At 40.7% G+C, this 15,732-nt stretch carries 20 protein-coding genes; 6 read left to right on the top strand and 14 right to left on the bottom strand.

The genetic code is table 11. The features are described from left to right. Window positions 1-8 precede the first annotated feature (8 nt). Both fghA and CWC02_RS00665 read right to left on the bottom strand, forming a co-directional pair. The gene (gene fghA, locus CWC02_RS00670) at window positions 9-845 is read right to left on the bottom strand and encodes an S-formylglutathione hydrolase (RefSeq protein WP_138615859.1); all 837 of its coding nucleotides are present in this window, start codon (window positions 843-845) and stop codon (window positions 9-11) included. A 54-nt stretch (window positions 846-899) separates the two neighbouring features. Further along, entirely contained in the window at window positions 900-2,021 is a 1,122-nt protein-coding gene (locus CWC02_RS00665; protein WP_054551417.1) for an S-(hydroxymethyl)glutathione dehydrogenase/class III alcohol dehydrogenase, read from the bottom strand. 110 nt (window positions 2,022-2,131) lie between these two features. On the opposite strand from CWC02_RS00665, the gene CWC02_RS00660 reads away from it, so the two are divergent. From CWC02_RS00660 to CWC02_RS00635, 6 genes are all read left to right on the top strand, one after another. Next, window positions 2,132-3,013, top strand: a complete 882-nt coding sequence (locus CWC02_RS00660) for a LysR family transcriptional regulator (protein WP_138615857.1) — start codon at window positions 2,132-2,134, stop codon at window positions 3,011-3,013. 89 nt (window positions 3,014-3,102) lie between these two features. Next, window positions 3,103-4,320 (top strand): lipoprotein-releasing ABC transporter permease subunit, encoded by a 1,218-nt coding sequence (locus CWC02_RS00655; protein WP_138600616.1) that lies wholly within the window; start codon window positions 3,103-3,105, stop codon window positions 4,318-4,320. Beyond that, on the top strand, window positions 4,313-5,011 hold the full coding sequence (lolD, locus tag CWC02_RS00650) for a lipoprotein-releasing ABC transporter ATP-binding protein LolD (protein WP_138600618.1): 699 nt from the start codon (window positions 4,313-4,315) through the stop codon (window positions 5,009-5,011). Before CWC02_RS00655 ends, lolD begins: the two co-directional genes overlap by 8 nt. Further along, the gene (locus CWC02_RS00645) at window positions 5,001-6,245 is read left to right on the top strand and encodes a lipoprotein-releasing ABC transporter permease subunit (RefSeq protein ID WP_138600620.1); all 1,245 of its coding nucleotides are present in this window, start codon (window positions 5,001-5,003) and stop codon (window positions 6,243-6,245) included. The genes lolD and CWC02_RS00645 overlap by 11 nt, the downstream gene beginning before the upstream one ends. 9 nt (window positions 6,246-6,254) lie before the next feature. Further along, window positions 6,255-6,785 (top strand): DUF924 family protein, encoded by a 531-nt coding sequence (locus tag CWC02_RS00640; protein ID WP_138615855.1) that lies wholly within the window; start codon window positions 6,255-6,257, stop codon window positions 6,783-6,785. Between the two features lie 113 nt (window positions 6,786-6,898). Then, window positions 6,899-7,345, top strand: coding sequence for a DUF4826 family protein (locus CWC02_RS00635; RefSeq protein WP_054551411.1), 447 nt, complete (start codon window positions 6,899-6,901; stop codon window positions 7,343-7,345). A gap of 67 nt (window positions 7,346-7,412) precedes the next feature. Here CWC02_RS00635 and CWC02_RS00630 read toward each other — a convergent pair whose 3' ends face one another. The 12 genes from CWC02_RS00630 to CWC02_RS00575 form a co-directional block, all read right to left on the bottom strand. Then, window positions 7,413-7,871, bottom strand: a complete 459-nt coding sequence (locus tag CWC02_RS00630; RefSeq protein WP_138615853.1) for a GNAT family N-acetyltransferase — start codon at window positions 7,869-7,871, stop codon at window positions 7,413-7,415. 12 nt (window positions 7,872-7,883) lie between these two features. Beyond that, complete coding sequence (locus CWC02_RS00625; RefSeq protein WP_138615851.1) at window positions 7,884-9,029, bottom strand: cupin domain-containing protein; 1,146 nt, start codon at window positions 9,027-9,029, stop codon at window positions 7,884-7,886. A gap of 73 nt (window positions 9,030-9,102) precedes the next feature. Further along, window positions 9,103-10,473: an adenylosuccinate lyase gene (gene purB / locus CWC02_RS00620; protein WP_138600626.1), complete on the bottom strand. Its 1,371-nt coding sequence runs from the start codon at window positions 10,471-10,473 to the stop codon at window positions 9,103-9,105. A 33-nt stretch (window positions 10,474-10,506) separates the two neighbouring features. After that, a complete protein-coding gene (gene hflD, locus CWC02_RS00615) occupies window positions 10,507-11,109 on the bottom strand; it encodes a high frequency lysogenization protein HflD (protein WP_054561602.1) in 603 nt (200 codons plus the stop codon). After that, the gene (gene mnmA, locus CWC02_RS00610; protein WP_054551934.1) at window positions 11,109-12,209 is read right to left on the bottom strand and encodes a tRNA 2-thiouridine(34) synthase MnmA; all 1,101 of its coding nucleotides are present in this window, start codon (window positions 12,207-12,209) and stop codon (window positions 11,109-11,111) included. The genes hflD and mnmA overlap by 1 nt, the downstream gene beginning before the upstream one ends. 87 nt (window positions 12,210-12,296) lie before the next feature. Then, a complete protein-coding gene (locus tag CWC02_RS00605) occupies window positions 12,297-12,731 on the bottom strand; it encodes an NUDIX hydrolase (protein WP_138615849.1) in 435 nt (144 codons plus the stop codon). After that, the gene (locus tag CWC02_RS00600; RefSeq protein ID WP_138615847.1) at window positions 12,724-13,371 is read right to left on the bottom strand and encodes an rRNA large subunit pseudouridine synthase E; all 648 of its coding nucleotides are present in this window, start codon (window positions 13,369-13,371) and stop codon (window positions 12,724-12,726) included. Before CWC02_RS00600 ends, CWC02_RS00605 begins: the two co-directional genes overlap by 8 nt. Further along, window positions 13,371-13,700 carry a TusE/DsrC/DsvC family sulfur relay protein gene (locus CWC02_RS00595; RefSeq protein WP_054551404.1) on the bottom strand — a complete coding sequence of 110 codons (330 nt, stop codon included), beginning with the start codon at window positions 13,698-13,700 and terminating at the stop codon, window positions 13,371-13,373. The genes CWC02_RS00600 and CWC02_RS00595 overlap by 1 nt, the downstream gene beginning before the upstream one ends. 3 nt (window positions 13,701-13,703) lie before the next feature. Continuing rightward, window positions 13,704-13,970: a DsrH/TusB family sulfur metabolism protein gene (locus tag CWC02_RS00590; RefSeq protein ID WP_138615845.1), complete on the bottom strand. Its 267-nt coding sequence runs from the start codon at window positions 13,968-13,970 to the stop codon at window positions 13,704-13,706. Beyond that, window positions 13,967-14,323: a sulfurtransferase complex subunit TusC gene (gene tusC, locus CWC02_RS00585; RefSeq protein ID WP_138615843.1), complete on the bottom strand. Its 357-nt coding sequence runs from the start codon at window positions 14,321-14,323 to the stop codon at window positions 13,967-13,969. The genes CWC02_RS00590 and tusC overlap by 4 nt, the downstream gene beginning before the upstream one ends. Further along, window positions 14,320-14,673, bottom strand: coding sequence for a sulfurtransferase complex subunit TusD (gene tusD / locus CWC02_RS00580; RefSeq protein ID WP_054551401.1), 354 nt, complete (start codon window positions 14,671-14,673; stop codon window positions 14,320-14,322). The genes tusC and tusD overlap by 4 nt, the downstream gene beginning before the upstream one ends. 55 nt (window positions 14,674-14,728) lie before the next feature. Further along, window positions 14,729-15,394 carry a Bax inhibitor-1/YccA family protein gene (locus CWC02_RS00575; protein WP_054551400.1) on the bottom strand — a complete coding sequence of 222 codons (666 nt, stop codon included), beginning with the start codon at window positions 15,392-15,394 and terminating at the stop codon, window positions 14,729-14,731. Window positions 15,395-15,732 lie beyond the last annotated feature (338 nt).

Genomic DNA, 15,732 nt, shown 5'->3' with positions numbered 1-15,732 from the left:
AGGTAGTATTATAGATACTTTTTATGAAACATTAGGTGTTCATCAATAAAGCTGCTGATAAAGAAGTAACTATGATCATAACCCGCGTGCATGTTAATTTCGGCTGGGTAACCTTTTTCGTTCACGACAGCAAATAAGTTCTCCGTTTTGAGTTGCTCAGTTAAGAAGTTATCGGCCTCACCTTGATCAATACGCATGGGTAAATAATCATCAGTGACGGCATTTTTCATTAATTCACAGCTGTCGTATTCAAGCCAACTTGCTTTATCACTACCTAGGTAATTACTGAACGCTTTTTCACCCCAAGGGCAATTAATCGGGTTCACTATCGGGCTAAAAGCACTGGCGCTGACGTATTGTTTAGGGTTTTTAAGTGCAATCATCAATGCGCCGTGACCACCCATAGAATGACCAGCAATGGCTTTTTTGGTCGTCACAGGGAAGTGCGCTTCGATAAGTGCAGGTAACTCAGAAACAACATAGTCGTACATGTTGTAGTGCACATTGTAAGGCGCTTGAGTCGCATTGACATAAAAACCAGCACCTTGACCAAAATCGTAATTGTCATCGTCAGGCACATTTTCACCGCGCGGGCTAGTATCTGGAGCGACAATCGCAATACCTAGTTCAGCCGCTTTTTTAAATGCTCCGGCTTTTTGCATAAAATTTTCATCAGTACAAGTTAAGCCTGACAACCAATACATCACCGGTACTTTATTCGTTTCGCTGGCACCGGGCGGTAAAAAAATCGCAAAGCGCATAGCACAATGCGTGCTGCTCGCTTGGTGGGTATATTGTTTATGCCAGCCACCGCTGACTTTTGTTGAGCTTATGTTTTCTAGCATAACCATATCCTTGAAACAAAAGCGCTAGGTATCAACCTAGCGCCAAATAAAAGATTAATAATGAATAACTGAGCGGATGCTCTTACCTTCGTGCATTAAGTCGAAAGCTTCATTGATATCTTCAAGTTTCATGGTGTGTGTGATGAAATCATTTAAAGCAAACTCACCGTTCATATAACGCTCAACAATTTCAGGTAGTTCTGAGCGACCTTTAACGCCACCAAATGCACTACCGCGCCATACACGACCTGTTACTAGTTGGAATGGACGTGTTGAGATCTCTTGGCCTGCACCTGCAACACCAATGATTACCGATTCACCCCAACCTTTGTGACAACACTCAAGAGCAGAGCGCATTACATTAACATTACCGATACATTCAAATGAGAAATCAACACCGCCGTCAGTCATTTCAACGATAACTTCTTGGATTGGTTTGTCGAAGTCATTTGGATTGACTAAATCAGTTGCACCTAGTTTAGTCGCAAGATCAAACTTACTGGTATTGATATCAACACCAATAATACGGCTTGCGCCCGCCATTTTCGCACCGATAATCGCCGATAAACCGATACCGCCTAGACCAAAAATAGCGACGGTATCGCCTTTTTGAACTTTTGCTGTTTTAGTAACAGCACCCATACCGGTTGTTACACCACAACCAAGTAAACAAATTTCTTCAAGCGGCGCTTCTTTGCTTACCTTAGCAAGTGAAATTTCAGGTAATACAGTGTACTCAGAGAAGGTAGAGCAACCCATGTAGTGATAAATTGGTTGACCATCTTTATAGAAACGCGTTGTTCCGTCAGGCATTAACCCTTTACCTTGCGTTTCACGTACCGCGGAGCATAAGTTTGTTTTGCCCGATTTACACATTTTACACTCGCCACATTCAGCAGTGTAAAGAGGAATAACATGATCACCAACCTCAACATGTGTTACGCCTTCACCGATGGCTTCAACGATACCGCCACCTTCATGGCCAAGGATTGCTGGGAAAATACCTTCAGGGTCTTCACCAGATAAAGTAAATGCATCGGTATGACAAACACCTGTAGCAACAATCTTTACCAGCACTTCGCCTTTTTTAGGCATCATTACATCCACTTCTTCAATTGATAGTGGTTGATTTGGACCCCAAGCGATAGCCGCTTTTGATTTGATAAAATCAGTCATAACGTTCCCTTATAGTTGTTGGAAGTAAGTATTAAACTTAGTCTATTTTATTTGTTTCTCAATGAATGATAATCTTCGTTTTATTAAAACACTTTTACAGTATGGTAATAATGAGTCGTTGGCACGGAATTGATGAGTTTTTAGCGGTAGCAGAAACAGGCAGTTTTACAAAAGCAAGTAAGCTATTGGGTATGTCAGTGGCCCATGTAAGCCGCTATGTGAGCCAATTAGAAGAGCGATTAAACACCCAATTGCTAACCCGAACCACTCGTAAAGTGGTGCTAACGCAAGAGGGGCAGGTATTTGCGCATCAAACAAAACAATTACAGCATGCCATGGATGATGCTACGGCATTACTTGCAGAGCAGCAATTGACACCTAAAGGTAGTATAAAACTAACAGCTCCTGTTATGTACGGTGAAAGTTTTATCATGCCTGCGGTACATTCGTTTATGCAAAAGCACCCAGATATTGAAGTGATCAGCCATTTAAGTAATGAGCAAGTTAATCTATTAGAAGATGGGTATGATCTGGCTATTCGCCTCGGTCATTTAAAAGATTCATCTTTAAAAGCACGGCGCATTAGTCAGCGCAGGCTTGTTATTTGTTGTAGCCCTGAATATATCAATAAATTCGGCCAACCACACAGTGTCAGTGAATTACATCAGCACAATTGCCTTATCGGTAATAACAGTTACTGGCGGGTAAAAGAGCAGGGCCAAGATAAGCACATCAAAGTGGCTGGGCGTTTAGCCTGTAACAGTGGTTGGGCATTGGTTGACGCTGCTATCAAAGGGTTAGGCATCGTGCAATTACCAGATTACTATGTCAATGAACACTTAACCGATGGCAGGTTGACTGCTGTTCTTTCGAATGTTGCACCTGAACCTGAAGGGGTGTGGGGGGTGTATCCACCAAGGCAGTTTATTGCAACCAATGTAAAAGCATTACTTGACCATTTGGTTGCTACTGTTCAAGTATCAGATTTATAATTATTTTTTACAATTTCGCGCATCCCATGCTAGCTAAATCTATGCTAACATGAGCGCATATTTAGCCCTTGGAATACCCATAATTTATTATGTTTCAACCTGTTAGCCTTTTTATAGGGCTGAGATATAGTCGCTCCTCAAAGGGCAATGCCTTTATCTCATTTATTTCATTTTTCTCTATCGCGGGCATTGCTATTGGTTTAATGGCCTTGTTTACAGTTAGTTCAGTAATGAATGGCTTTGAAAATAACCTTAAAACCAACATGCTAGGTTTAATTCCTCATATTGAAGTATCAGCCGAAGATAATTCGAAAGAAACCATGCTGCAGTTAAAGCAGCAACTAGCAAATTCTCAAGATGTTAAACAAGTTAACCTATACCGCCATGGCGAAGCCATTTTACAAACTAACCAAGATTTGCACGGCGTATTGTTACAAGGCCTTTATGATGAAGGAAGCTCCATCTATAACGTAAAAGATAAAATTGTTGCCGGCAATTGGTCACAAGTAATGGACAGCAACTACCATATTGCGATTAGCCGCTACTTGAGTCGAAAGTTGGGTATTTCGCTTGGGGATAAAGTACGGGTGATCATGCCTAATGCCAGTTCATATACTCCCCTTGGTCGAGTACCTAGTCAGCGCTTGTTTACCGTTGCTGCACTTTATGAAACACAGTCAGAAATTGATATGTCATTGGCATTTACCAGTGGCTATTCGTTAGGCAGAGTTTTGAAACTAGCAAAGTCAGCAGCACCTAACTTGAGTGTATCTCTGTATGAACCATTTGCTGTTGAGCAAGTATTACAATCTCAGTTAGCTATTTTAAACGATTACAAAGTGACTGATTGGCGAGCTAGCCAAGGGACACTATTTGCCGCTGTGGCAATGGAAAAGCGTATTATGTCGATGTTACTTGGCTTAATCGTGCTCGTGGCAGTGTTTAATATCGTGTCGGCATTAACCATGATGGTGAGCGAAAAACAAAGTGAAGTCGCTATTTTACAAACACTGGGTTTAACTCCGTTACAAGTGCAGCACGTGTTTATGATCCAAGGCTTATATAATGGCCTTATCGGTACCAGTATTGGTGCGTTACTTGGTGTGCTATTGAGTAGCAACATTAATGAATTATTGAATATGTTAGGCATCAATTTACTAGCGGGCGTGAGTTTACCCGTTAAATTTGATGTGATGAGTTTGAGTTTTATTGCCGCAGGGAGTATTGCGATGAGCTTTTTAGCTACCTTGTATCCTGCCAGAAAAGCTGCAAAAGTGAATCCAGCAGAGGTATTACGTTATGAGTGATTTAGTTATCAATTGTCAGCAGCTAAATAAAGTCTATCAAGATGGCGATAACGAGGTTGCGGTATTAAAAGGGGTTGATTTAGCTCTTAAACAAGGCGAAATGTTAGCCATTGTAGGGAGCTCAGGCTCAGGAAAAAGTACTTTACTGCATATATTGGGTACCTTAGATAACGAAAGCTCAGGCAAGGTTGAAATTAAAGGCCAGCAAGTTTCTAAATTAAACCGTAAACAACAAGCCAGTTTCCGAAATGAAAATTTAGGTTTCATTTATCAATTCCATCATCTATTAATGGAATTTACTGCCATCGAAAATGTTGCAATGCCATTATTAATTAAAGGCTTAAGCGCAAAAGCGGCAACCGAAAAAGCCCGTAACATGCTAGATAAAGTAGGGTTATCTCATCGTAGCGAACATAAACCATCGGCGTTATCAGGTGGTGAGAGGCAGCGGGTTGCAATCGCACGTGCATTAGTTACTGAGCCTGCTTTAGTGCTAGCCGATGAACCTACGGGTAACCTAGATAAACAAAACGCAATTAAGATTTACGATTTAATTAAAGAATTAAATACTAGCTTAAAAACCAGTTTTGTTGTGGTAACCCATGATTTAGAACTTGCAGATAAACTAGGCAAAATTGCCTATTTAGATGATGGTAAGCTTGCTATTAAAGAGTCTCAGCATGTTGCTTAGTGCCTTTATTTCTAAACGATTTCGTGCCCATAGTGGCCAAAAAGACGGACAAAACGGTTTTGTTAGCTTTATCGCTAAAGCATCGACAATCGGCATACTTTTAGGTGTCGCTGTGCTAATTGTTGCTTTGTCAGTGATTAATGGCTTTGAGCAGCAATTAGTACATCGACTTTTATCGGTAGTTCCGCAGGTTGAATATGTTGCCCCTAACAAACCAATCAATAACTGGCAGTCAAAAGTTGCTCTACTACGCTCTCAAGCCGGTGTAACAGGTGCTGCGCCGTTTATTAGTGTCAACGGTATGGCGCAATATAAAAGTGAGTTAAAAGCAGTTGAAGTGCGTGGTGTTAGCCCTGAATTTGAAAACCAAGTGTCGGCGTTAAACCAATTTACAGAAGGGCGCTTAGTTAGTCAGTTACAACAAGAAGATGTACTGTTAGGGCAGCAAATAGTCAACCGATTAGGTCTTAAAATTGGCGACCCAGTTACCTTATTAATCCCACAGATAAACCAGCAAAGTAACACTTTATTGGCGCCAAAACGTGTGAGCTTGAATCTTGCGGGTATTATAAAAATGGGTGGCCCAATTGATGAAACGGCGGCTTTCATTCGCCTTGATAAAGCGCAAAGTGTGTTGAGTTTTGAGCAAAACCAAGTAACCGGTTTACGTCTACAAGTAGCTGATGTGTTCGCAGCCCATCAAACGGCGATGCGTGTGGGGCAAGTTATTCCTGATTATGTCTATGTCTCGAGTTGGTTTAGAACCCAGGGTAGCTTATATCAAGATATTCAAATGGTTCGCACGATTGTGTATATCGTGGTGTTTTTAATAATTGCGGTAGCGAGTTTTAATATTGTTTCGTCTTTAGTGATGGAAGTACGTGAAAAACAGGCAAACATCGCAATTTTAAAAACCATGGGCGCACAAGATAGCACCATTTTAGCAACCTTCGTAATGCAAGGCTTTACACAAGCTTTAATCGGTGTGATCTTAGGCACGATTATCGGTGTGATGCTTGCGTTAAACATCAGTGAACTGTTCACTTGGGCAAGTAATTTATTTGGCGATAACCCGTTACAAGGGGTTTATTTTATTGAGTTTTTACCCAGTAAATTAGTTTGGCAAGATATCGTTATTACGGTGATTGTTACTTTTGTTCTCGCTATTTTGGCAACATTATATCCTGCGTGGCAAGCAACCCGTGTTGATCCTGCAAAAGTTCTTGGTAATTAAGGAGTGTTTATGAATAAGCAAAGGATTATCGATTTCTGGTTTAATGAATTAGGACCAGAAGCTTGGTATCAGCAATCTGATGAAGTTGATGCCTTAATTACACGTGAGTTTTCAGAATGCCTTTTGCAGGTTATCGCAGGCGAGCATGCTGATTGGCGAGTTGATGCTCTAGGTTCTTTAGCTGAAATTATCGTGTTAGATCAGTTTTCGCGCAATATTTATCGTAATACGGTGAAAGCGTTTAGCCAAGACCCACAAGCACTAAGCTTAGCGCAAAGAGCAATTGAACTTGGCTTTGATAAAAAATTACCTAGCTCTCAAGCTGCGTTTATTTACATGCCGTTTATGCACAGTGAATCTAAAATCATTCACCAGCAGGCTGAGCAATTGTTTAAAGGCATGAGTAATTCTGAATTTGAACTAAAGCACAAAGTGATTATTGATAGGTTTGGTCGCTACCCACATCGCAATAGGATTTTAGGTCGCGAATCAACTCCTGAAGAACTGCAATTTTTGACTGAGCCTAACTCTTCTTTCTAGGTTGATTGAATAGTACGCAAGTAAATTTAAATGCTCTTTGATTGCCTGTAAATACTTGCACAGCGCCATTTTAAACCTTAAAGTGTCAGAAATGTTGTAAAAGAGTAACCACCATGGAACAAAAACAAGCAAGACCATTAACACCAGAAGAACAAGCTGAAGCGCAAAAACAAAGTGTTATTTGGCAAAGAGAATGTTTCGAAAATGCACAAAAGCATTTAGCTGAAAAAGGCGTTATTCCGCAAACTGTTGTAGAAAAAGAAAGCCGTTTTATTGCGCCATTAGTAGCTATTTGGAAATTTAAAGCACAAAACGGTAAGAGCTATTGGGTGATCACAGGTCGTTTACCAACCGATCACGCTGAAGCAAGTGCAGCAAACAATGCACGTGAAGTATTACGTTATTTCTCAATGCAGTGGCAAATGAAGGCTGATCAGCTAATGCAATCAGGTGCGGTAGATAAAACCAAAGCTGATTTTGCTAATCTGTTAATCAACCGTGCCCATGGCTTATATGAGTTATTTGAAAAAGAAGAAATGTGGCAAAACGAGCCAGCATAACTAACTCTGCATACCTTCTAAGAAAAAGCTGAATAATGTTATTCAGCTTTTTTGTTTTACATGTACCTTAATGCACCAAAGTGAATGGCCGCGTATCAAATTGCTTAATAGGGCAGAGCATTCGTTGCCTTGGAATACCAGCTTCCATAAACACTAAACCATCAGCCGAAAAACCATTTTGTTTGAATCTATCTACTTCATTCAATATGCAATTAATGCTGACACAATCACAGCCTTGCTTTTCAGCCAAATTAACTAAGTAATTCAATAATGATTTATAAACCGAACGATTACGGTGTTCTGGTAAAACTGCAATACGGCCGATAAGGCCATCATTACATAAACGCCCAGTAGCAACTGGGCGTTTACCTTCATCTGTAACGAGCACGTGATGTGCTATTTTATCTAGATGGTCAAACTCAATGTGTCTTGGGATATGTAGTTCATATACAAATACCCGCTCTCGGATTTGTTGTAAGAGTTCCTTGTCGATACTCCATTCAACTTCATCTATTTGATAGCCCATAAACACACACTCCTAACAAAACCAAATACCCTCATTTAAAAGTGTAGTAAAGGTTTTCAAGAAAATGTGATTATTTTTTGAACTATTTATGTCAGCAGCGGTCACCCATGTCTGATCGGTGAGCTTTGTTATTAATTCAAGGTCAGTTAAATCATGCATGTAATTAACACCATTAATACTTAAAAGTATTTTATCGTCAATTACTTGATAGATAGCGCGGGTACCACCTAAACGCTCAAAAACAACGTCTTCATCATTGAGTAAGTCATTTACGTCATCTAAAGTATATGGCTCTTCTAAAGGCGCTAAATCCATGTCATGCTTTGGCTGACTCATACTGTTACCAAGCCAAGTCTTGAATACTGCGTCATCATTAATTGCAGCAATCATAAGTTGCTTTACTTTTTCTGCTTCAGTTTGGTTAAGCTCACCTTTAGATGAGCGCAACTTAAGCTCTGCATCACCGTATCGTTGATTACCAAGCTCAGTATCGATGAGGTGATCGGCAAATTGTGATAATAAATCGCGTTGGTTTGGCGCTCTAAAACCCACAGAGTAATTAAGTGCATTTTCAACTGCGTAACCTTCATGTGGGCAACCTGGTGGAATATAGAGAATATCTCCCGGCTCTAACACACAGTCGATCACGGCAGGAAATTGCTCAACTTGTAACAGGCTCTTATTTTGTGCAAATTGCTTTAAGTTTGCATCAGGTAAACCAACTCGCCAGTGGCGTTTACCTTCACCTTGAATAATAAACACGTCGTATTGGTCTAAATGCGGGCCCACGCCACCACCCGGGGTAGAGTAGCTGATCATCAAATCATCGATACGCCAGTTGGGAATAAAGCGAAATGGCTCCAATAGTTGCGCTGCATCGCTATGCCAATGGTCAACTGCTTGCACCAGTAATGTTGAGTGCTTTTCAGTTAGCAAGCTAAAGTCTTCAAAAGGACCATGGTATGCTTGCCAATCATCTGAGTGATTGGTCACAATACGTGATTCAATGCTTTCTTCCATGGCAAGACCGGCCAATTCTTCGGGCTCGATCGGATCTGCAAAATCCTTGAAGCCTTGCTTTATAAGTAATGGTTTTTTCTGCCAATACTCAGCAAAAAATTGCTCTTGGGTTAATGAATTGATGGTTAATTGATACATAACATGACCTAAGCGAATTGATATAAAAAAAGCGAAAGGAAGGCCTTTCGCTTTTTTAAGTCTTAATTTGAATTTAAGCTAAGTTGTCGATGAACTCAACAGCACGACCAATGTAATTAGCCGGAGTTAATTTTTTCATTTCTACTTTTGCTTCTTCAGGTAACTCAAGACCATCAATGAAATCAGCCATGATTTCTTGGTTTACGCGCTTACCACGAGTAAGGTCTTTAAGTTTTTCATATGGCTTTTCGATACCATATTTACGCATAACCGTTTGGATTGGCTCTGCTAGTAATTCCCAGTTTTGGTCTAGTTCTGCTAATAAACGCTCTTCGTTTACTTCAAGCTTGCTAACACCTTTTAATGTCGCTTGGTAAGCGATAAGTGTGTAGCCCATACCAACACCTAGGTTACGTAACACTGTTGAGTCAGTTAAGTCACGTTGCCAGCGAGAAACAGGTAGTTTTTGCGCAAGGTGAGTAAAGATAGCGTTAGCAATACCTAAGTTACCTTCAGAGTTTTCGAAATCAATCGGGTTTACTTTGTGAGGCATAGTTGATGAACCAATCTCACCTGCGATTGTTTTTTGTTTAAAGTGGTTTAGTGCAATGTAGCCCCAAACGTCACGGTCAAAATCAAGTAATACAGTGTTGAAACGTGCAACTGCATCGAATAACTCAGCAATGTAATCGTGTGGCTCGATTTGTGTTGTGAACGGGTTGAATGTTAAACCTAGGCTCGTTACGAACTGTTCAGCGTGTTTGTGCCAATCGTAATCTGGGTATGCACTCAGGTGAGCGTTGTAGTTACCTACAGCACCGTTGATTTTACCTAACATTTCTACGCTAGCAATTTGGTCACGTTGACGCTTTAAGCGCATGTAGACGTTTGCAAACTCTTTACCCATTGTCGAAGGGGTAGCTGGTTGACCGTGGGTACGTGTCATCATCGCAACTGACTTGTACTCAACTGCTTTTTCTTTTAATGCATTTAGAAGTTGGTCACAGTATGGAAGTAATACTTTGTCACGCGCTTCGGTAAGCATTAAACCGTGAGACAGGTTATTGATGTCTTCTGAAGTACATGCAAAGTGAATGAATTCGTTAACTGCGTTAAGCTCTGCGTTATCAGCTACTTTTTCTTTAAGTAGGTATTCAACTGCTTTTACGTCATGATTAGTTGTGCGCTCGATCTCTTTAACGCGTGCTGCATCCGCTTCGCTAAAGTTATCAACAATGGCATTAAGTAAAGCATTAGCCTCGTCGCTAAAAGCCGGTACTTCTTTGATTGCGCTAGCTGCAGATAAAGCTTGTAACCAACGAACTTCAACAGTTACACGGTATTTGATTAAACCAAATTCGCTGAAAATGCTGCGTAGTTCCGTGGTCTTGCTGCCATAGCGACCATCTACCGGAGAGATAGCGGTTAACGCTGAAAGCTCCATAATGACTCCTAAATTGTCTAGTTTGAACGATAATTAAATTGATTGTTTAGCAATGGCGAGGATTTTTCTTTTTGCAAAGAAAAAGTGACGGCGTTTACCGCCCATTTGTCGCCATAACACGGCACTACGAATTCCGGCCAATAATAGGGCACGAATTTTGTTTTGCGTGAGCTGCTGTTTTAATAACTCTGGCTTGCCATACACTTGAATACGATGCCCAAGGGGGCTTAGCACCGATGAGTAAATATCAGCAAGCGCTGCTACTACAGTATCATCTGTGATAGCAAAATGGTCGAGGCGACGTTTAACATCATCAATGCGACGACCTAATTCATTTAAACTGTTTTGTTTTGAACTTAATGCACGTTCTAATTGCATTAAACCACCCACATATTTTACGATTTCGACGTCTTTGTCGGCGCCAGCCGAAAGCTGTGCAATCAAAATGCGATAGCCTTCACGTAAATTATGTTTACCCTGGTACACGTCTTCAGGGCTATTTGGTGATGTTTCGACAATACAGTTTAGTAATTTTTCTAATTCGTGATCACTGCCTTGGCCATATTGCGCAACTTTTTGTACTTGTTTAGCAACTTGACACATGGCAGCTAAAGCCATGACTTGGTGCTCTGTCATTATTTGATCACCGAATCAATAATGCCGCCACCTAAACAGACTTCGTCAGCGTAAAATACGGCTGATTGGCCCGGTGTCACTGCCTTTTGTGGCTCATCAAATAGTACGCGTGCCATACCATCTTCACCAACAAGTAAAGTACAGCTGATATCTTCTTGGCGATAGCGGGTTTTAACAGTACAGCGTGTGGTCCCTTTAGGGCCTTCGCGGTCAACCCAGTGAAGCTGGTTTGCATTTAAACCATTGCTGTATAGGCGAGGGTGGTCTTTACCTTGACCAACCACTAATACGTTACGATCAACGTCTTTATCAACTACATACCAAGGTTCACCCGAACCTTCTTTCATACCGCCAATTAATAGACCTTTACGTTGACCAAGTGTGTGGTACATCAAGCCTTCGTGCTCACCCACTTCGTTGCCATCGGTATCTTCAATTTTACCTGGCTGTGCTGGTAAGAATTTTTGTAAGAAGTCTTTAAATTTACGCTCACCAATAAAACAAATACCAGTACTGTCTTTTTTATCGTGCGTAATTAAATCTTGCTCTTCAGCAATGCGGCGTACTTCAGGCTTAGCAATATCGCCAACAGGGAAAAGTGTTTGCGCAATATGCTCATGGCTTAAAGTGTATAAGAAATAGCTTTGATCTTTGTTGTCATCGAGGCCACGACACATTACAAATTTATCACCGCGCTTTTCACGGCGAACATAGTGGCCAGTCGCGATGTAATCAGCCCCAAGTGCTTGTGCTGCAAATTCTAGAAATGCTTTGAATTTAATTTCTTTATTACACATGATGTCTGGGTTTGGCGTACGGCCTGCTTTGTACTCTGCTAAAAAGTACTCAAACACGTTGTCCCAGTATTCGGCTGCAAAATTTACAGTGTGAAGCTCAATACCTAGCTTGTCGCACACAGCTTGTGCGTCTTTTAGGTCTTCAGCTGCAGCGCAATATTCATCATTATCGTCTTCTTCCCAGTTTTTCATGAACAGGCCTTCAACTTGATAGCCTTGTTGCTTTAATAAATACGCTGATACAGAAGAATCAACACCGCCGGACATACCCACGATGACTTTAATGTGACTATTTTCGCTCATAATATTCGCTGTCATTTTTTAACTGCTATGGAAAGGCCGATATTATAGCATGTTTTTAGACGCCCAAACCAGCCAAAATCACAGCGCTTATTGGTAAATCAAACTAAGTGGGTAGGCTTTACCAGCTAAATGATCTTCAATGCATTTTAAAACCAGAGGGCTTCTAAGCGGCAGGCTTTTAATTTGCTCAAGGCTAAACCAATCTGCGCTGAGAATGTCATCATCTTTGGGAGATGGTTTAAACAGCTCTGGGCTATTAAAAGCAAAGCTAAAACGCATATAGTGATTGCCATTCGTGGCGTGTAAATTATAGATACCAACAAGGTGACTAGCATTTAGACTAATCCCTGTTTCTTCAATAAGTTCTCTATGAGCTGCTTCAGCTAAGGTTTCATTGGCTTCCAAATGGCCGGCAGGCTGGTTATAGCAAATCTCACCTGTGTGTTTATCGCGCTCTTTAACAAGTAAAAATTTTTCTTGGTATGTGACGATGGCGGCCACTGTGACATTGGGTTTATGCATCTGGGTTGTTCACTACTTTAAATTGACCACTGTCTAAGCCATCAAGGGTATAGTTACCAATGCTGTAACGAATTAATCGCAAAGTAGGGAAGCCAACATGCGCTGTCATACGGCGAACTTGGCGATTACGCCCCTCAGTGATAGAGATTTCTAACCAGCTGGTTGGAATGTTTTTACGCTCGCGAACGGGCGGAGTACGTGGCCAAATTGACGGCTCGTCAATACGTCTAACTTTGGCAGGCTTGGTCATGCCATCTTTAAGCTCTACACCTCTGTTAAGTGCAAAAATTGCCTCATCAGTCACATCACCTTCTACTTGCACCCAATAAGTTTTAGCTGTTTTTTTATTGGGTTCAGTAAGTGTGTGTTGTAATTTACCGCAGTTGGTAAGTAGCAACAGTCCTTCGCTATCTCTATCTAAACGTCCTGCTGCATACACGTCTTTAATAGTAATAAAGTCGGCAAGCGTTTTGCGGTTTTGATCATCGGTAAATTGGCAAAGCACATCAAATGGTTTGTTAAATAGCACCACTTTGCGCTGCTCAGGGCTAATTACTTTTTTAACTTGGCGTTTTTGAGTCGGCCTTGAATAAGTTCGACCGCTACTGCGACGTGGTTTGCTATTGGCTTTATTAACCATTAAATACACCTAGCCGGTTTAGGTAAACCTGCAATTTTAGTCGCTTGCTTTGCTGGGCCTTTAGGGAATAGCTTATACAAATACATGCTATTACCTTTTTCTTCACCTAGCTTTTGGGCCATTGCTTTGACCAGCATGCGTATTGCCGGGCTGGTGTTGTACTCTACGTAAAAATCACGCACAAAATGCACAACTTCCCAGTGCTGCTCACTTAAGGTAATGTTCTCTTGCTCAGCAATAATAGGTGCAAGCTCTTCACACCAATCGTTTGAATCAAGTAAATACCCTTGTTTGTCTGTTTCTATCTGTTTGTCATTAAATTCAAGCATGGTTTACCAAGTAATCGTGTTTTTTGCGTTTAAAGTCATTTCTACAAACTGCGCGTAGTTTATTGCGATATCGCCTTGATTAAATGAAATATCACGGGCTGCAGCGTCTTCTTCAAGTAAATGAATTGCTGCAGAGAACTGCTTAAACTGCATGTTGTTATAGCAAGCGTCACTAACAAGTAGCACTGTATCTTCTGAAGAAATTAAATTTGCCAACATATTATTGCAGTAGTGCGATAAAGGTTTTGAAAAAATATGCAAGGTACTCATAGTGTCACCACCTGATGTTGCTGGCTAATTAAGTCTCGCTGTTTTTCAAAGTTAGCTACTTTAACATCGATAATCAGACTATCTTCTGAAAGGTTAAAATCTATTAACGACTTTTCACATACATATATGTTTTCAACATCGTATAACTCTAGGGTTTTAATGGTTTTAAAATAGTTTTTTATGCCAAGTTGCTCTGGCTGTTGATTTTTTTTCAAAGCTAAAACAGCCTCACCACTGAGTAGCCAACTAATGTTTTGTTCAATAGCGGCAAAAATTAGTGTGGTGTCGAGTGATTCACGAATATGTTGATCGTCAAATGGGCTATGTTGGCTTATTACTAAAATGTTTTTCATTTAAATTGCACCCATTTATCCGCTTCACTGACAAGCATCGCAAATTCTGCAAGCCCAGCGACGGTAAACACGCCTGTGTTATCGATATCTAAGCCACGCTTTTCAGCAGCAGTGACACATAGCAGTAGAGGGATCTCTTGCTCACTTAACGACTGCCACAAACGATTAATTGGAAGCTCGTCGCTGGCAAGTTCTAAATGGTTACTTGCGTGGTAAACACCAGCTTGATAAAGAAAGATAGCTGCAATTGAGTGACCAGAGTCAAGACAGGCCTGTGCAAATTTAATTAGCCGTTGAGTTGTGTCGTGATCGGTCGGCGCGGTATGAAGAGAAAGTACAAATTGTGCCAAAACGCATCCAATAAAAAAGCCCCTAGAAAGGGGCTATTTTAGCAGAACTATTTAATTAGTCATCACTTGCACCAAGTAGGTGAAGAAGAGACGTAAATAAATTATATACGTTCAGGTATAAAGCAACTGTTGCGCGGATGTAATTAGTCTCGCCGCCATTAATGATACGGCTAGTATCAAATAAGATTAAACCAGACATAATTAGCACAACTGCAGCATTAATAACCATAAAGGTGATTGAGCTGCCGATAAATAAGTTAACTAGGCTTGCAATAATAACCACGATTAAACCCACAGTTAAAAAGCCACCCATAAATGAGAAGTCTTTTTTCGTGGTAAGTGCATAAGCAGACAAACCAAAGAAGATTAACGCAGTAGAGCCTAACGCTTGCATAATAAGCATAGGACCATTTGGCATTGCAGCATAGTAGTTAAGCATTGGACCGAGTCCTGCGCCCATCAAACCTGTGAATACAAACACCCAAGCAACACCTGATGCACTGTCTGCCTTTTTGTGAACAACAAAAAGCACACCAAGTGAAATCAAGCTAAAAACTATCCCCATAAAATAAGGTAGATTCATTGCCATTGAGATACCTGCTGTCACTGCGCTAAATGCCAGTGTCATGGCAAGTAAGAAATAGGTATTTTTTAAAACTTTATTGGTTTCAATAGTCGACATTACTGGTCTTGCAGTATTGTACGATTGATTAAACGCCATTGTCAGAGCTCCTTTAAATGAACTTATACGTTCGTTAGTTCCAATTATTAAACTGAACTAAGCCTATCAAGAGTTATATATTTGGGCAAACTATTGTGGATCAATAGACAAGATAAATAATTGAAAAGTTCAATGTTGCGCACAATCTAAACATTATTGTACTAATGCTGAGCAAATTAATTGTTTTTTAATCACTTAAACAGTTTTTTTGAAAAAAAGCTTCACAAACACGGCTGCCTTATCTATTATGCACGCCGTCGGAGAGATGGCAGAGTGGTCGAATGCACCGGTCTTGAAAACCGGCAGGGGTTTGTAGCCCCTCTAGGGTTCAAATCCCG

This window comes from Pseudoalteromonas sp. S2721 (genome assembly GCF_005887425.1).
Taxonomy (GTDB): domain Bacteria; phylum Pseudomonadota; class Gammaproteobacteria; order Enterobacterales; family Alteromonadaceae; genus Pseudoalteromonas; species Pseudoalteromonas simplex.
Note: the sequence above shows the minus strand (reverse complement) of the source record. Positions and strands in the feature narration are given on the sequence as shown.

What these genes read in the sequence shown, in the direction of transcription:
- fghA (WP_138615859.1), bottom strand. Translation starts at nt 845, where the DNA reads ATGCTAGAAAACATAAGCTCAACAAAAGTCAGCGGTGGCTGGCATAAA.
- CWC02_RS00665 (WP_054551417.1), bottom strand. Translation starts at nt 2,021, where the DNA reads ATGACTGATTTTATCAAATCAAAAGCGGCTATCGCTTGGGGTCCAAAT.
- CWC02_RS00660 (WP_138615857.1), top strand. Translation starts at nt 2,132, where the DNA reads ATGAGTCGTTGGCACGGAATTGATGAGTTTTTAGCGGTAGCAGAAACA.
- CWC02_RS00655 (WP_138600616.1), top strand. Translation starts at nt 3,103, where the DNA reads ATGTTTCAACCTGTTAGCCTTTTTATAGGGCTGAGATATAGTCGCTCC.
- lolD (WP_138600618.1), top strand. Translation starts at nt 4,313, where the DNA reads ATGAGTGATTTAGTTATCAATTGTCAGCAGCTAAATAAAGTCTATCAA.
- CWC02_RS00645 (WP_138600620.1), top strand. Translation starts at nt 5,001, where the DNA reads ATGTTGCTTAGTGCCTTTATTTCTAAACGATTTCGTGCCCATAGTGGC.
- CWC02_RS00640 (WP_138615855.1), top strand. Translation starts at nt 6,255, where the DNA reads ATGAATAAGCAAAGGATTATCGATTTCTGGTTTAATGAATTAGGACCA.
- CWC02_RS00635 (WP_054551411.1), top strand. Translation starts at nt 6,899, where the DNA reads ATGGAACAAAAACAAGCAAGACCATTAACACCAGAAGAACAAGCTGAA.
- CWC02_RS00630 (WP_138615853.1), bottom strand. Translation starts at nt 7,871, where the DNA reads ATGGGCTATCAAATAGATGAAGTTGAATGGAGTATCGACAAGGAACTC.
- CWC02_RS00625 (WP_138615851.1), bottom strand. Translation starts at nt 9,029, where the DNA reads ATGTATCAATTAACCATCAATTCATTAACCCAAGAGCAATTTTTTGCT.
- purB (WP_138600626.1), bottom strand. Translation starts at nt 10,473, where the DNA reads ATGGAGCTTTCAGCGTTAACCGCTATCTCTCCGGTAGATGGTCGCTAT.
- hflD (WP_054561602.1), bottom strand. Translation starts at nt 11,109, where the DNA reads ATGACAGAGCACCAAGTCATGGCTTTAGCTGCCATGTGTCAAGTTGCT.
- mnmA (WP_054551934.1), bottom strand. Translation starts at nt 12,209, where the DNA reads ATGAGCGAAAATAGTCACATTAAAGTCATCGTGGGTATGTCCGGCGGT.
- CWC02_RS00605 (WP_138615849.1), bottom strand. Translation starts at nt 12,731, where the DNA reads ATGCATAAACCCAATGTCACAGTGGCCGCCATCGTCACATACCAAGAA.
- CWC02_RS00600 (WP_138615847.1), bottom strand. Translation starts at nt 13,371, where the DNA reads ATGGTTAATAAAGCCAATAGCAAACCACGTCGCAGTAGCGGTCGAACT.
- CWC02_RS00595 (WP_054551404.1), bottom strand. Translation starts at nt 13,700, where the DNA reads ATGCTTGAATTTAATGACAAACAGATAGAAACAGACAAACAAGGGTAT.
- CWC02_RS00590 (WP_138615845.1), bottom strand. Translation starts at nt 13,970, where the DNA reads ATGAGTACCTTGCATATTTTTTCAAAACCTTTATCGCACTACTGCAAT.
- tusC (WP_138615843.1), bottom strand. Translation starts at nt 14,323, where the DNA reads ATGAAAAACATTTTAGTAATAAGCCAACATAGCCCATTTGACGATCAA.
- CWC02_RS00575 (WP_054551400.1), bottom strand. Translation starts at nt 15,394, where the DNA reads ATGGCGTTTAATCAATCGTACAATACTGCAAGACCAGTAATGTCGACT.